The organism is Undibacterium sp. (assembly GCF_030683615.1).
In the GTDB taxonomy this organism is placed as follows: Bacteria; Pseudomonadota; Gammaproteobacteria; order Burkholderiales; family Burkholderiaceae_D; genus Undibacterium; species Undibacterium umbellatum.
The window spans coordinates 246678-262795 of sequence record NZ_JAUXQE010000022.1 but is presented as its reverse complement, the minus strand read 5'-3'; the positions used below and the strand labels follow the sequence as shown (position 1 = coordinate 262795).

Annotated in this window: 12 protein-coding genes; 7 read left to right on the top strand and 5 right to left on the bottom strand. The window is 52.3% G+C overall.

What is annotated here, in order from left to right; all coding sequences use genetic code 11:
* Positions 1–19 precede the first annotated feature (19 nt).
* Positions 20–373, bottom strand: a complete 354-nt coding sequence (gene uraH, locus Q8K39_RS12700; RefSeq protein WP_305260670.1) for a hydroxyisourate hydrolase — start codon at positions 371–373, stop codon at positions 20–22.
* Positions 374–582: 209 nt separating this feature from the next.
* Between uraH and Q8K39_RS12695 the strand changes: the two genes are divergently transcribed.
* From Q8K39_RS12695 to Q8K39_RS12665, 7 genes are all read left to right on the top strand, one after another.
* Positions 583–2340, top strand: coding sequence for an allantoate amidohydrolase (locus Q8K39_RS12695; RefSeq protein ID WP_305260668.1), 1758 nt, complete (start codon positions 583–585; stop codon positions 2338–2340).
* Between the two features lie 637 nt (positions 2341–2977).
* Positions 2978–4366 carry a nucleobase:cation symporter-2 family protein gene (locus tag Q8K39_RS12690; protein WP_305260666.1) on the top strand — a complete coding sequence of 463 codons (1389 nt, stop codon included), beginning with the start codon at positions 2978–2980 and terminating at the stop codon, positions 4364–4366.
* A gap of 12 nt (positions 4367–4378) precedes the next feature.
* Positions 4379–5737, top strand: coding sequence for an 8-oxoguanine deaminase (locus Q8K39_RS12685; protein ID WP_305260664.1), 1359 nt, complete (start codon positions 4379–4381; stop codon positions 5735–5737).
* Positions 5738–5936: 199 nt separating this feature from the next.
* On the top strand, positions 5937–6509 hold the full coding sequence (locus Q8K39_RS12680; protein WP_305260663.1) for a transcriptional regulator: 573 nt from the start codon (positions 5937–5939) through the stop codon (positions 6507–6509).
* On the top strand, positions 6506–7636 hold the full coding sequence (locus Q8K39_RS12675) for a sensor histidine kinase (protein WP_305260662.1): 1131 nt from the start codon (positions 6506–6508) through the stop codon (positions 7634–7636). Before Q8K39_RS12680 ends, Q8K39_RS12675 begins: the two co-directional genes overlap by 4 nt.
* Complete coding sequence (locus Q8K39_RS12670) at positions 7629–8393, top strand: LytTR family DNA-binding domain-containing protein (RefSeq protein ID WP_305260661.1); 765 nt, start codon at positions 7629–7631, stop codon at positions 8391–8393. The genes Q8K39_RS12675 and Q8K39_RS12670 overlap by 8 nt, the downstream gene beginning before the upstream one ends.
* Positions 8394–8802: 409 nt before the next feature.
* On the top strand, positions 8803–9828 hold the full coding sequence (locus tag Q8K39_RS12665) for a hypothetical protein (RefSeq protein ID WP_305260660.1): 1026 nt from the start codon (positions 8803–8805) through the stop codon (positions 9826–9828).
* A 33-nt stretch (positions 9829–9861) separates the two neighbouring features.
* On the opposite strand, the gene Q8K39_RS12660 is transcribed toward Q8K39_RS12665, so the two are convergent.
* Genes Q8K39_RS12660 through Q8K39_RS12645 form a run of 4 tightly spaced genes read right to left on the bottom strand, consistent with a single transcriptional unit; the run spans position 9862 to position 16056 of the window.
* A complete protein-coding gene (locus tag Q8K39_RS12660) occupies positions 9862–12576 on the bottom strand; it encodes a bpX6 domain-containing protein (protein WP_305260658.1) in 2715 nt (904 codons plus the stop codon).
* Entirely contained in the window at positions 12573–14489 is a 1917-nt protein-coding gene (locus tag Q8K39_RS12655) for a hypothetical protein (protein WP_305260656.1), read from the bottom strand. Before Q8K39_RS12655 ends, Q8K39_RS12660 begins: the two co-directional genes overlap by 4 nt.
* A complete protein-coding gene (locus tag Q8K39_RS12650; RefSeq protein WP_305260654.1) occupies positions 14486–14902 on the bottom strand; it encodes a hypothetical protein in 417 nt (138 codons plus the stop codon). The genes Q8K39_RS12655 and Q8K39_RS12650 overlap by 4 nt, the downstream gene beginning before the upstream one ends.
* Positions 14902–16056 carry an AAA family ATPase gene (locus Q8K39_RS12645; RefSeq protein ID WP_305260652.1) on the bottom strand — a complete coding sequence of 385 codons (1155 nt, stop codon included), beginning with the start codon at positions 16054–16056 and terminating at the stop codon, positions 14902–14904. Before Q8K39_RS12645 ends, Q8K39_RS12650 begins: the two co-directional genes overlap by 1 nt.
* Positions 16057–16118: the final 62 nt, after the last annotated feature.

Genomic DNA, 16118 nt, shown 5'->3' with positions numbered 1-16118 from the left:
TCTTGATCAATGCAGGGGCTTAACTGCCCCTGTAAGTCGAGTAAGCCCATGGCGACACTACCAACGGCACATGGTAATTCTGGCTGGCATCAGCCACGCCAAAAGCCAGGGTCACGCGGTCTATGAACTTGGGGCTGGGTAATTCCACGCCCTGCTTGTCGAAATAATCACCTGCCGCAAATACCAGCTCATACAGGCCGGGCTTCAGGCTGTCGCCTTCCAGCAGTGGCGCATTGCAGCGGCCATCATTGTTGGTGGTCTCTGTCTTCAGCAGGGTTTTCTCACCTGCATTGACAGCATACAACTCCACCTGCACACCCACGCCGGGTTTGCCAACGGTGATATCCAGCACATGTGTACTGAGCTTTCCCATACTGATCTCCTATATTGATGACTTGAAATGCGCTATCAGCCAAATCTTATACTGCCAGCAGTCTATCAATATACTATCGAAGATATACAGATCATGAAGACAGCAGCACATTGCAAGCCGGAATTGGGCTTAAGCTTCATCATCATGCCGGGACAACACCGGTCACATTAAAGCATAGGCACAATAATAGGCACATTGCCTGACCAATTATGACGACAACTCTGGACCACCTGAACCACTGTAGCACGCAAGAATTTGTGCATATCCTGCACGGTATCTATGAACATTCACCGTGGATACCTGAGCGTGCGGCCGCCAGCCGCCCCTTTGCCAGCATTACGGCTCTCAAGCTGGCCTTGCAAACCGTGGTCAGCCAGGCGACAGAAGCAGAACAATTGGGCCTGATCCGTGCCCACCCCGAGCTGGCAGGCAAGGCCGCCATCGCAGGCGAGTTGACGGCAGAATCGACCGGTGAACAAGCCAAGGCAGGCCTGACCAATTGCAGCCCTGAAGAATTCGCGATACTGCATAAACTCAATGCCGACTACAACAGCAAATTTGGTTTCCCCTTCATCCTTGCCGTCAAAGGACCGGATGGCAAGGGCTTTACACGGGCAGCCATCATCGCCACCTTCCAGCGCCGCTTCAAAAACCAGCGTGCAGACGAGTTGGCAGAATGTCTGCGCCAGATAGGCCGCATCGCTGAACTGCGCCTGAATGACTTGCTCGAACATACTCTGCAATTTGGTAACACCATCATGCAATGGTCAGAAACTCTGGCCGCCTGGAGCGATGATGAAGACGGCCTGACCTGCGCCTACATGACACCCGCGCACCAAAAAACCGCAGAGCAACTGGCCGCCTGGATGCGCGAAGCAGGCATGCATGTGCATATTGACGCGGTAGGCAATGTGGTAGGCCGCTACCTGTCTGATGCGACGGACGCCAAGACCCTGCTGACTGGCTCCCACTATGACACCGTCTGCAATGGCGGCAAATACGATGGCCGCGAAGGCATTTTGCTACCCATCGCCATCGTCAAATACCTGAACGAGAGAAACGAAAAACTGCCTTTCAACTTCGAGATCATTGCTTTCTCAGAAGAAGAAGGCGTGCGCTTCAAGAGCACCTTCCTGGGCAGCAATGCCATCATCGGCCAGTTTGACCTGGCCTTGCTCGACAAGACTGATGCAGAAGGCATCAGCATGCGCGAAGCATTGACTGCTGCCGGGCATGATGTTAAACAAATCCCGGCAATAGCGCGTGACCCTGCACAGATACTGGGTTATGTAGAAGTGCATATAGAACAGGGCCCGGTCTTGCTGGGCCGAGACCTGCCAGTGGGCATCGTCACTTCCATCGCTGGCAGTTGTCGTTACCAGGTGCAACTCAAAGGTGTTGCCAGCCATGCCGGTACCACACCCATGAGCATGCGCAAGGATGCCGCCGCTGCGGCCGCTGAAATTATTTTGTATGTAGAACAGCGCTGCGCTAATGGCACATCCCTGGTTGGGACAGTCGGCCAGTTACAGGTGCCGCATGGCTCGGTCAATGTGATACCCGGCTCCTGCAATCTGTCACTGGATATCCGCGCTGCTGACGATGCGACACGTGATGCGGCAGTGAATGACATCCTGGCAAAGATAGAGGCCATCTGCCAGCGCCGCAATATTGAAGTGAATATCGTCAAAGCCGTATCTGCCCCGGCAGCCCCCTGCGCCCCATGGCTGATGCAGCAACTGGCATCGGCAACGCAAAGAGCGGGTTTGCCAGCATTTGAATTGCCATCCGGTGCGGGCCACGATGCCATGGCAATAGCCAAAATGACCGATGTGGCCATGCTGTTCACCCGCTGCGGCAACGGCGGCATCAGCCACAATCCGCTGGAAACCATGAGCGCCGACGACGCAGAAGTCTCGGCACAAATCTTGCTCGATTTTTTAAGGAATTTTAAAGGTAGGGACTAAGACCAAAGAGCTCACCACAGAGACACTGAGACAAAGAGGTGCACAGAGAAAATCTAAGATGACATCCTCTGCGTTGCAGACAAAGAATGAATTTGCCTTTCTCAGTGTTAACTCTCTGCCTCTGTGTTGAGAGGTCTTGCTTTTAAGTTTCAACATTTTATTACCAGGATTTCTGGCGCCACTTTCAGTATTGCCTGCTTCAGCTTCGCAATGAAGACCTGATGCAGGACCAAGACTGAGCTTGAGCCTGCTGCCATGTTTGCGCTTGATCGCATTGCATGGTGTGAGGCGACGCAAGAATATGCTTTCACCGGCATTTTTTTACGACGCAGATCAATCCTGACGAGATGCATTTTCCAGAGTATGGAGGATGCACTTCGTCAGGCAGCAGTGAAGAGCGCAGTCGGATTAGCTAATCCCACTGTATTTGTAGCCGCTTTCCCTGATGACACCATCATCAGGAAGGCAAACCAGGAGTCTTGCACATGATGCATGCTTCCCTCATCCCGATTACCAGTCGCTTACATCTTTAGCAGCTCAGTATGTGCATTTCCAGCCATCACTGAGAATAAGTTCCGTCAGAGAACCCGGCAGTGATGTGGCTAAAAAACCAAACCATCCAAACAAGGAAGAGACGATGCAAACAGCGATACACCCGGTAGATGAAAAGCTACCAGCAGCAAAATTATTCACCCTGGGCATACAGCACGTGCTGGTGATGTATGCCGGGGCGATAGCCGTGCCTCTCATTATCGGCGGTGCCCTGCACCTACCCAAAGACCAGATAGCCTTTCTCATCAATGCCGATTTATTCTGCTGTGGTCTGGTCACCCTGATACAGGCGCTGGGTATCTGGAAGTTTGGCATACGCATGCCTGTCATGATGGGCGTCACCTTTGCGGCAGTTGGCCCCATGGTGGCGATGGCGGGCAACCCCAACCTGGGCATACTTGCCATTTACGGTGCTGTGATCGCCTCCGGCATTTTTGGTTTGATTATCACTCCCTTCATGAGCCGTGCGGTCAGGTTTTTCCCGCCAGTCGTCACAGGCACCATCATCACCGTCATTGGCATTACCCTCATGCGCGTGGGTATCAACTGGGCCGCGGGCGGGCAGCCGATGATTTTTGATGCGGCGAGCAAAACCATGCAAGTCAATCCCGATTATGGCGCGCCTGAGAACCTGGCGATTGCCTTTTTTGTGCTGGTCTCCATCATGGTCATGACACGCTATTTGCGCAGCTTTTTGGGTAATATCTCTGTCTTGCTGGGTATGGTGCTGGGTTTTGTCGTCTCGCTGGCCTTGGGCAAGGTCAGTTTTGATGGCCTGGGTGAGGCGGGTTGGTTTGCCTTTATCATGCCCTTCCAGTATGGCATGCCGACCTTTGATATGGGCGCCATCATAGGCATGTGCCTGGTCATGATCGTCACCATGGTGGAATCAACGGGCATGTTCCTCGCCCTGTCTGAACTGACTGGGAAGCGCATCAGCAATGAAGAACTGGCGAACGGCTTGCGGGCTGACAGCCTGGGTACGGTCATAGGCGGTGTCTTTAATACTTTCCCGTACACTTCGTTTTCACAAAACATAGGCCTGGTCGGTGTCACTGGCGTGCGCAGCCGTTATGTCTGCGCGGCAGCGGGCGTCATCCTCGTGGCGTTTGGGATGTTTCCCAAAATGGCACATGTGGCGGCATCAATACCTGTGTACGTACTCGGTGGCGCAGGCATCGTCATGTTTGGCATGGTGGCGGCCACTGGTATAAAGATACTGGGCAATGCCGGTCTCAACCATCAACGTCACAATCTGTTCATCGTCGCCGTCAGCATAGGGGCAGGCATGATACCGCTGGTTGCACCGCAATTCTTCTCACACTTGCCGCACTGGCTGGGCACAGTAGTTGATAGCGGCATCTTGCTGGCCACCATTGCGGCAGTGACGCTCAATCTGTTTTTCAACGGTCAGGGTGCTGAGTCTGAAGCCAAGGCGTTTGCCATGGCCGCAGCCCACAGTTCTGATCATTAATTTTCTTTATTTATGACTAGCCTACTTATAAAAAATGCCCGCGTCGTCGTCACCATGGACGACAAGCGCCGTGAAATCAGCAATGGTGCGGTCTTCACACGCGATAATGTCATCGTACAGGTGGGGCTGAGTGCAGACTTGCCGCAAACCGCCGATGAAGTCATCGATGCGACCGACCATGTCGTCATGCCCGGCCTCATCAATACCCATCACCATATGTACCAAAGCCTGACGCGCGTGATACCCGCTGCGCAAAATGGCGAGCTGTTCAACTGGCTGACCAACCTCTATCCTATCTGGGCCAACCTGACACCAGAAATGGTGCAGGTATCAACCCAGGCTGCCATGGCAGAGCTGATACTGTCTGGCTGCACGACCAGCAGCGATCATCTCTATATCTACCCGAATGGCTGCCAGCTCGATCACAGCCTGCAGGCCGCGCAAGAGATAGGCATGCGCTTTCATGCGGCGCGTGGCTCCATGAGCGTGGGCCAGTCAAAAGGCGGCTTGCCACCAGACCGGGTGGTAGAAGATGAGGCCAGCATCTTGCGCGACACCCAGCGCCTGATAGAGGCTTACCACGACAGCAGCCGCCATGCCATGCAACGCATCGTCGTTGCGCCCTGTTCGCCATTTTCTGTGTCACGTGATCTCATGCGTGAATCAGCAAAACTGGCACGCAGCTATGGGGTATCACTGCATACTCACCTGGCGGAAAATGCCAATGACATTGCCTATAGCCGCGAAAAATTCAATATGACCCCGGCAGAATATGCCGAGGATTGCGGTTGGGTAGGCCATGATGTCTGGCATGCCCACTGCGTGCAACTTGATGACGATGGCATCTATATGTTCGCCCGCACTGGCACTGGCATTGCCCATTGCCCCTGCTCCAATATGCGCCTGGCGTCTGGCATTGCGCCAATACGCAAGATGCTGGATGCCGGTGTCAGCGTTGGCCTCGGTGTCGATGGCTGTGCCTCGAATGATTCCGGCCACATGCTGGGTGAAGTCAGACAAGCCATGCTCTTGCAACGCGTGGGCTTTGGTCCAGATGCCATGACAGCCCGGCAGGCGCTGGAAGTGGCGACCCTGGGCGGTGCCAAGGTACTCAACCGCGACGATATAGGCGCACTCAAACCCGGCATGTCGGCAGATATCGTCATGTTCAGCCTGAAACAGATAGGCTATGCCGGTGCCTGGCATGACCCGGTTGCAGCTCTGGTTTTTTGCACACCTTCAGATGTGGCTTACAGCATCATCAATGGTCGTGTTGTGGTCAGGGAGGGACAGATCACGTCGATAGATTTGCCGCGCGTCCTGGAAAAACATAATCATCTGGCCCATCAACTGGCAGAAGCAGCACGTTGAAGACGACTGTGTGAATCGAAAACATCGCTCAATTCATCAAACAAGCTGGTTTGCTACAGAAATGTGAAGAAAGGCACATCTTTTATCCTGCTGAGGGTGCGTTTATCGCTAAAATCATGCGCTTGTCGCAAGCAAGCCGTGAGCGCATTTTTCTCTGGCAAAGTGACAACATGACATGTCGTCATGCACAGGAGAAAACATGAAACCAGGATTTATTCTTTTATCGGTACTTGCCGCCACGTCTTTGTATGCGCTGGCCGCAGAATCGGTAGAAAAATTGGCAGAGCCATGGGTATTGGCTGGCGAAACACCAAAATCTTACCAGATCGGCATAGACCGCAGCCAGACCATCAGCGGTAAAGGCAGCAAGTTTATCCGCTATGTCAATGGTGAAGATAAAAGCTGGGGAACCCTGATGCAAATGTTTGCTGCGGATCAGTATCGCAACAAGCGTGTACGTTTTCAAGCCAGGGTAAAAACCAGGGAGGTTGATAACCGGGCCGGTTTATGGATGAGGGTGGATACTGTTTCAAAGGCAGAAACTCCTTTTTACAATAGTGAAGATAAACCCATCAAGGGCACGACAGACTGGCAATTGCGTAGTGTGGTGCTGGATGTGCCTGCCGATGCCAAAGCCATAGCTTTTGGCGTCCTTCACGAAGGTAAGGGCCAGGTATGGCTGGATGATTTGAAACTGGAAGTGGTAGGCACCGATGTACCTGTAGATAAAATGAAGCCAGTCAAATCTTTACCGACTACACCCACCCTATGAATCTGGCTTTGTTGAATACCCTGGCTACAACAGGCAAGCGCGTGCTGTGGATCAGACCATCTGAAAAGAACAGTCACAGCATTTCTGACGGCGATGCTGCATCGGCGGTGTTTAACATGCTGGGTTTTTCAAGATCGCAGTTCTTGCTGAGTATATGTGTGCTGGCGGGAGTGATTTTTCTGGGAATACGATGGCAGGCGCATGCCTGGCTGGGGTTGTTTGGATTGCTGGTTTTCCCTTTGTCCATAACTGCATGGACTCTGCTGCTCAGTCTGCGGCTATTCAGCAAATGCCGCAACTGGTTGTGGATATGGTGTTGTCTGTCATCCATCGCCGCACTGACCGCCTGGTTGGCAATCAGCGCGTATCACTGGTGGGTGGCCAAACATGAATTGCATGGTTTGAATACCTTGCAGGCGTTTGCCAGTGCGCTCATGTTTTCCGGGGGCTTGCTGGGACTGCCTTTGTGGCGGGTGCAGACACAATCACGCGACTTACAGATCGCCAATTTGAAACAACTGGCGCTGGCGGCAGAACTGAAGGCCTTGCAAGCCCAGGTCGAACCCCATTTTCTCTATAATACGCTCGCCAATAGCCGCTACCTGGCACGGCATGATCCAGAAAAGGCCGTACAGATGCTGGACCACCTGATCGCCTACCTGCAAAGTGCCCTGCCCGATTTACGTAGCCCCATGTCTACCGTGGGAAGGGAGTTTGAACTGGCAGAACATTATCTGGCACTGATGGCCATACGCTTTGGCGAACGCCTGCGTTTTCAAATGAAATTTTCGCCAAGTCTGAACGAGGCAAGTTTACCTCCCATGATGCTGATGTCGCTGGTAGAAAACGCCGTGCAACATGGCGTTGAATGCCAACCGGGGCAAGTGGAAATCATGCTGCAGGCACGCGAGCAGGCAGGACGCTTGTATATCAGCGTCAGTGACGATGGTGCAGGGTTAGAACAAAAAGTGCTCGGTAGTGGCCTGGGCTTGCGGAATTTGCGCGAACGCCTGCATGCGCTGTACAGCGACCAGGCCAGCTTTGAATTGCGCATGGAAGGTAACAAACTCACCGTGGCAGAACTGAATTTGCCATTGAATTTGCTATCAGATGTAAAACATGAATAATCCCGACAGAAGACCACGCCTGCTGATCGCAGATGATGAACCCTTGCTCAGGGCAGAATTGCGCGAATCACTGGCATTGCTATGGCCGGAAGCTGATATCGTTGCCGAAGCCAGCGATGGTTTTGAAGCACTCAGGCTGGCCAGGGAAATGTCGCCAGACGTGGCATTTCTTGATATTCGCATGCCAGGCCTGAACGGCCTTGAGGTTGCCAAAGCTTTTGCGGCCCGCACCCATGTCGTGTTTGTCACTGCATTTCAGGAACATGCCATCGCCGCCTTTGAAGAAGGCGCGCTTGATTATGTCGTCAAGCCCAGCAGCCCCGCAAGGCTGGCACGCACTATTACCAGGGTGCGCGAGCGTCTGGGTACGCCGCCACCTGATCTGAGCAACTTCATGCAGAAAATACAGGACAAACCACAGAAGAAAGCGCAGTCTCCGGCCTGGTTGCAGGCAGCGGTTGGCAACACCATTCACTTTATCGATCTCAGCGAGGTCATCTATTTCTGTGCAGAGTTGAAATACACGCGCGTCGTAACAGACAAGATAGAGGCACATATACGCACGCCCTTGAAAGAACTGGCTGATACCCTGGAAGAAGCAGGTTTTTGGCAAATCCACCGAGCATACCTGGTCGCCGTCAAACGCATTGCCAGCGTTAATCGTGACGCTGATGCGGCATTGTGGCTTAGCCTGCGCGAACATGGTGCCCGCCTGCCGGTAAGCCAACGCTACCAGTACAGATTCAAGGGGATGTGAATTGATGATCTGTCACTCGAATCTGCTATAGTCTCAAAAAATCCAGTCAATACTGACCAGGGCATGGTTAGTTTCCACCCTATACTTATTCGTGCAAAAACAGATTCCATTAAATCCAGTTGAAACCGCAGCACTTCAAAAGCAGTTTTTCCATTCCCTGAAATTGGGTACGGGCAGAGCGATGCTGCTTTTGAAAGCCCATCCGAAAATAGATTTCTCTGCACAGATACTGGCTGCCACCGTCAACAATCTCGCCTATGACAAGCAATGCGAAGGCAGCAGGGCAGAGTATCTGTACAGCCTGATCAAGCGATCACGGCAAAAAGACGAGCTGATACGTGTCATCATGAAGAAGTTCAGCGCCAAAAAGCAGAACGACTATGGCATGGATCAATTAAGTGATCTGGTCTTGTATTTCCATCTCGATGGAGTTGTGGGTGCGAAAGAGGTTTTGTTAAAGAGGTTTGAAAAATCTTTTAGCAATGGCTATGAGCTTTTCGCCAGGGATGTGATGATTGACATTGAGGGTATGACAGGCTTGCTGAGAGTAGCTGAAAAGATAGGCCAACTCCCTGAAGAAGAAAGAGAAGATTTCGAAGACCGCTGGCGTGTCGATGATTTTCAAAAAGAAAATAAATCTGTCGATGTTTATGCAGAACTGACTATGGCCGCTGAGACAAATCCGGCAATAAGAAATTATCTTGATTTGATTTTATCGGTTGAGCCAAGAAAGAAATACAGACGCAGTAAATTTTTACCATATACACTTGCAGACGTTGAAGAAATTGTTGACGAAGGTGACAGGTTTTCGCGTTTCTGGCCATCCCGTATTGATGGTATGGACCCGGCAGATATAGAGAAAATCGCCAAACTTACTCTTGCAGAAAAAGATAACGACAGAAAAAATACATATCTGCGCTTTTTCGACAAAACAAAATTCCCATTTGACTATGCTCCCTTGCTGGAACTGGCACGGCAAAATAACATTAAGAAAAATCGCCTGGCAATGCATGCGGTGAATGCCCTTAGCCATTTCAAAGCTGATGATGTACGTGCACTCGCGCTGAAAAAATTCACCGGTAAAAAAACACCGTGGGAGTATCTGCGACTACTGATCAATAATTATCAAACTGGTGATGCGAGAATTTTGCTTGAGATCATACAGCGCTCAGATGATTTTCATCATATGCATGAACTGGTAGCGGGTATTATTGATATCTTTGAAGCAAACCCAGACCCTGAGTGCAAGGCACCGCTGGAAGCCTTGTATTACGGCATGAACTGCGCCCTGCACAGATTGAGCCTGATCTATCTTTTGGGTGACAATGGGGTGTTGTCTGATGAAATACTGGAAGAGTTGGCCTATGATACGGATGAAGATTTACGAAAATTATTCCGCACTGTTAAGCGCCAGCGCCGCTCCGTGAAGCAATAGTGCGGGGTAAGGGAATATTGAATTTCTCCGCCTTCAATTCACCGTCATCGCCCTGACTAAACCGTTTGAGCGGTTAATTTCCACCAGCCGTCCTGCTCGGTCAAACAGCATGATGTATTCGCGTTGCACATGCACGCCAGGGTGGTCAGCAAAAGGTAAAGCTAATTTCAGCAAGGTTTTCCCCTGTGCCAGAGTCTTTACTTCCCAAAGAGTAACCTCATCATTGGTTGATGCGACAAAGATCATGCCATCTTCCAGATGAACTTCCGGGGCTTGTTGTGAAACACCCGTGTTCACTTCAAAACCAGCTACCAGACTGGATTTCGCCAGCAAGATGGCATTGCTGTCTCGATTGCTTTTTAAATAGATTCTGGCGGGCTCGTCGGCATTGTCGACTGGCAGTATGCGCCATACATCTGAGTCTGGCAAAGACCATGAGTCGCGCTGGTTAAGGCGACGGCTGGGCAGCAGATAGCGCCATTGTTCGATGCCGTCGTCTGTACCGATCAGCAGGGTTTGTGCATGGGTGTTTTCTGAGTAGGCGAATATTTTCCCTGGCAAGTCAGCGATCTGCCAGACCACGTGTAATTTATCGGCGCTGGTGTCTATCGCCAGCAGGCGATTGTTCATCACCACGTTCCAGTGCAGGCCATCATAACGACGCGACCAGCATGTCAGCGGCATGTTGAGCCAGTCAGCGACGCTGCGGCTCTGCAAGTCTATGCGGCTGATGCGCATGCTGCTGTCCCGTTTCGCCAGCACCAGTGCGCGTTGTCCATTATCAGACAATACCAGGTGATATGCAGGCACGGGATAGTGTGCCAGTTGCTTGCCAAGTTGATTGATGACACTGACGCCGCTTTCGCCCAGGGCAAGCAAATAGTGACCATCTGGCAAACGGCAGGCATCATGGATGCGCATCAGGCCACGTTCTTCAAACAACATTTCCAGCGGATCTCTTCTGGCGATGAAGGGTATGGTTGCCGTATCCACAGGCAGGTTCAGGGCAGGCAGGTCGGCGCGCAATACGGCAGCGTCGGCAAATTCGCTCAGACGGGTGATATCCTGTTTCTGCAATTGATTCAGGCCGGCAGAACGCTCTGCCAGTACATGACGCAAGACTTCAGCCGCCAGCCTGGTACTGGCGGGCGAGCGTTCTTTGAGCGTCATTAATTCCAGCGCCAGCCTGGCGCGCAATTGTGCACCAGATTCGCCTGGCATATCCAGGATGTGCCTGATGCTGGCTTCACTCTGTTTCAGGTCTGATATTTGCAGGGACAACTTTCTTGTTAGCGCACGTACGCCCAGTATGCCACCCGCCCGTTCTGCCTGAGACAACCATGACAGTGCTTGCTCGCGCTCTTCTTCCAGTGGCCACAATATCTCAGCGGCATCAGCCAGGTCACCTCTTGCTGCCACGGCCTGCGCCCAATGCTTGCGCAGCTCGCGGCCTTCTTTTGCATGTTTTTTATCCAGCAGATGCACGGCTTCTGCAAAGCTGTTGAACAGACGTGCGATCTTCGCTGCCCGCTCAAAATCGCCCGCCAGCCACCACAGGCGTACGCGTATTTCTGCTGACAATTCCAGGTTGTCAGCCAACTCGGCAGCTTGTTTTATTCTGTCCTTGCTTTCCAGGTAAGTGACGGCCTCTGTACCTGCCTTCAGCAGCTCTGCCAGCACGAATACTGCTTCATCAATCTTGCCTTCCCTGTCCAGACGCTCAAAAGTACGACGGTACAATTGCCGCAAATGCTCTTGCACACTGTCGCCAAAATTGATGCTGGAACTCATCCCGCTACCATTGCTGATGCTGAGACTGTCGCGCCTTCTGGGTATACCAAAAGCCTGGCGCGTATTCTTTTTTTGCAGGGAATCAAGTGGTATGGCGTGACGCAATGCTTCGTTCAAGTCGCCGCGCTCAAACATGTCCATCATCTCGCGCAAGAATTTGGCCTGGCGTTTCCCCAGCAGTTTGGAGATACTGGACATGCTTGCTATTTTTTCGGCAAAGTCCGCCAGCTTTTGTGCTAAAGGGGACAGCTCTTCTGGCTTGGCAGATGCTCCCCATGCCTGATCTTTTCCTTTTTGGCGGAAATCGACAAGATTGCTTAACCAACTAGCCATCAAGCCCAGCGCACTGAGTGCAACAGACCCGGCTCTTTGTAACAAGGAGTTTTTTTGATACGCATCCTCAGGTAGCTTTCCTCCTTCAATGAGTTCGGCGGTTTCATCCAGAAATGCTTTTTGCTTGTCACTGGCTGGTGGAATCGCATGCCCAAGTATGTCCCGTATGTCTTTGCCTGGTGCTGGCTCTTCGATGGTGGATTGTTGCCCTGCTTTAGGAAATGCCAGTGGCTTGCGCACGCTAATTGCACTCAGGTCCAGCCATGCAGACGGATCTATCCTATTAGCCAGAGTCAGCGATGTTGTTTGAATTTGCGCACCAGCTACCAGGCAAAAGCTATTGCTGGAAATTGCCGCAAATTCATCTGCATGCAGAGGTGCGCTGGTCAATACGCCATTGATTTCAGCGATGGCCAGACCATCCAGCCCGGCACAATGCAGGTACCGCTTTTGGGGAAATTCGAGGAAATATCCCTTGAATACTTTATATAGTCGTGAACCTGGCTGCCAGTGTTGCAGGATGCGTGACCGTGCCCGGTCTTCTCCTATCAGGTCAGGGTCAAACCAGATGCCGCGCAATTCGCGTGTGCCATCAAACAGGGGGCGCCGTACAGCGGGCTTCATGTTAACACTCCATCCGTTGTCACATTGAGTAACAGCGCTTCTTCTTTCAGTCCGCGTACTTTGATAGTCAGGGTATTTTGCAAGACCCATGCAAGGCGGCCACTGTCTGCATCCATGCTGATTTTGGCGATAGCTTCGGCTGACTTATGCAAGTCAGACTGTTTGGTCTGGCCGATGAATTGTATGCTGTGTTTGTCCTGGCTCAACACCACCAGGCCAAAGTCATCTTCACCATGGTGCAGCATGCTGGTGACACCCACGACTTCCAGAGTAGAAGGAATGGTCTTCACGACATGGGCATTCGATGTCCCTATCCACCATTCATTTTCACTGATTTGCAATGCCAGCAGCCCGTGTTCGAAACTGGTGGCATAGGACCAGGAATATTCATTGCCGAATAAAATGCGTTGTCCCACATGAGGGATAGTTGCCACTGACAAAGGAGCATCTTCATGCGCATGCCAGCGGCAAATTTTTGTACCGCCATTTTCAGCCACTGAATACAACAGACGTTGAGCAAGAAAATCCGAACCGATGACATTGCTGGCTATGGATTTGAAGCGTGGCTCTGAGGGTTCAAGCTTACGGCTTCCCACCACATTTGTTGATTCAATCAGTGATTCCCAGCACACCAGATGCTGGTCTATGTCCTGCACGAACACCCTGGCGACGCTGCGTGTATTTTTTCTGGATTCCATGAAGTAAGTTGGCAACCAGCGCGTGCCACCAATTGAAGCCCTGAAGTATTTCATTTCAGGTCTTTGTACCACTACTTTTTTAGAAGAGAAATGCTGGCTAGGGAAGCCATGAAAACTTAGTTCCAGCCCGTCAGCCGCAATGTATGCCAGGTTCTTCCCCATAACACTTGCCGCCAGGATACTGCCCTTGGACGGCAACCTGACATGGCGAAATTTTCCTGGTGCCGCACGCACGGATTGCGGCACGTTGTAAATGATGACTCCACCATCCAGTTGCGGTACTGCCAGCCAGCAACCTTTGCTGGCAAAGCGTGGGGCTTGTTTTAATGAAGGCCGGTTCTTGCCGTTTCTTATATGAGCCAGGCCATCCAGGCGTTTGAAGGGTTCGCGCAAGATGCGTATGGCTACGTCGCTGGCGGGCAACTCCAGCGAGATTTCCCGCTCATTATTGCGCTGGGTTAGTAACACTTGCAGCACTTGCAAACTATTGTCAGGGTTGCTGCTGAACAGGTCGAGCCTGATATTGAACAGGTTGGTTGCGCGTTTGATGCGTATCGTGTGGACACCAGATATTTGCCAGCAATCACAGGCATTCTTGTCCTGCTCTTTGAGCAAGATATCCCAGGCATCAAGCTCAGCCGTTGTGGCATTGCGCAAACTCTTGCTCGTCAGGAGTGCCTTGATTGCCTCGCGTCCCTGAGTCTCATACAAGACGCCTGGGTTTTGCAATATCCCCCATTTGAATTGGGCACCCGCTTCTTCTGCGCGGCGTGACAACAAAATGAATAGTACAACATGGGCCAGGCGCGGTTCACCCAATTGCATAGGCCCCGCATCAAACAAGGCGATGCACAATTGTGAACGCAGACGTATATCTGGTTCCGTTCCCAGGAATAATAGTTCACCACTTGCTGCACGTCGTATGAATTCATCAGGCTCGGCATCGGCAAACAGCCACTCTGTCATCAGCAGCCGATCATAATTCCCTCGCTGCACGATGTTGCCTATGCCCACGGGCTCGTCATTAGTCCGTTGTGAAGCGAATTTCAAACGTCCAACCAAGGGATCAAGGCGTAGCAGCATGTGCCCGATAGCTTCGGTCAATTCGGGCGGGAATAGCGTCAGCCAGTCGCGCCACGGTTCCAGCGCTCTGGGTAGAGGCAACTGGGGTTGTAGTTGTGCTTGCAAATCAACTTGCTGGACAAGCGGGTTCATTCCAGTTCCTGCAATAGCCAGAGCAGCAAATCAGCAGACAGGTAGACAGCATCTGCCAGCGGGATGATTTGTTCTGGCTGGTTCAATAAGAGTATGGGGTGCGCACCCAGCCGCCTGGCAAGTGCTGCCTGCACCAGATCAGCAGAGAGACTGGGACCAGTATGCGTAGGCAGCCAGAGGTCGCGTGCTTGGGGATGCGGTGCGCAATACTGCACGCCATCCAGCCATGGCAAGATATCTGGTGGCCCCAGCACGACCAGCATGTCGCGGCTGGCGACGACAGACAAATGGCTCAGCTCATTTGCCGGCAGCGTTTGCAGCTTATGCAGCAACTGCCTGGCGACGCCGGCTACCGCTATCAGGCCTGCCGGTGCGGGCGCTTGTTCATTGGCAACCCATTCCAACACTGCCATCAGTCTGATTCCAGGGCAGCGATCAGTTGTTCGCGTCGTTCTTCCAGCTCTGCCGGCAAGTCTGTCTTGACAAAATTGGCATCAATTTCGCGCAGCAAGGCTTCTGCTGATTTCTGGAAATCATCGCTATCAGCATTCGCCAGCAAACTATCTGCTGTTTCTGCCAGGCGTGCTATGCGTGCCTGCGGCTGTTGCACGGCTTCTTCCACTACGGCTTGCAGTAAAGGGTGGCGGGCCTGTGCCAGCAAGTCACGCAATACTTCGCGGGCATTGCGCTGGCCTGCTGCGGTAGGGATGACATAGACCAGTGGCCATAAGTCTGCCCTGGTCGCGACCTGGCGGCCAGCCAGCACGGTGGCGGCGGCAATCAATTGCTGCGCCTTGACGATGCGGCGGTCGGACAATAAAACATTGGACTCGCGCAATTGGCGTATTGCCTGCGCAAGGTCACTCCGTACTTCTGCCATGTCTACCAAAGGCACTGCACGATTCAAAATATCAAGACTGCCCAGATCTGCCTTGGGTACTACAGTACGGTGATTGACTTGCCAGCCCCCTTCCAGCAAGTCTTCCAGGCGTGCATCTGGCACCGCCTCTACAAACACATGCAACAGAAAACGGTCAGCAAAAGCTGCCAGGCCTTCATCTTCCGGCAAGCCATTGGCTGCACCTACACAAATACGCAAAGGGCATTTGATGCGGGTATGGCCGCGCTTGAACTGGCGCTCATTGAGTACGCCTAGCAGGGTATTGAGAATGGCCGTCGAACCGAGAAAGACTTCATCGAGGAAGGCAATCTCTGCTTCTGGCAACATGCCGGCGATATCGGTTTCTACCGTGCCTTCACGCAATTTTGTCAGATTGACGGGGCCAAACAATTCTGATGGTTCAGTAAAGCGCCCCAGCAGATATTCAAAATATTGCCCACCCAGGCTTTGTGCAACACGTCGCACAACTGCGCTTTTTGCCGTACCTGGTGGCCCGATGACCAGCAAATGTTCTTGTGCCACCGCGCCCAGTATCATCAGTTCTGCCAGTTGCTCACGGTCGATCAGACCTGTGGTGGCTTCCCGTATGGCGTCCCTGATGCGCGACGAAGCTTCCTGGCTTGCTTCACGTATTCTTTCTTTCAAACTTGCTGTTGACTCTTGCATGGGTGAATGTGCTTTGATAGTAGGATGGCTGGCAAGAGCAGCTTAAGGAAAAGATGAGTGCC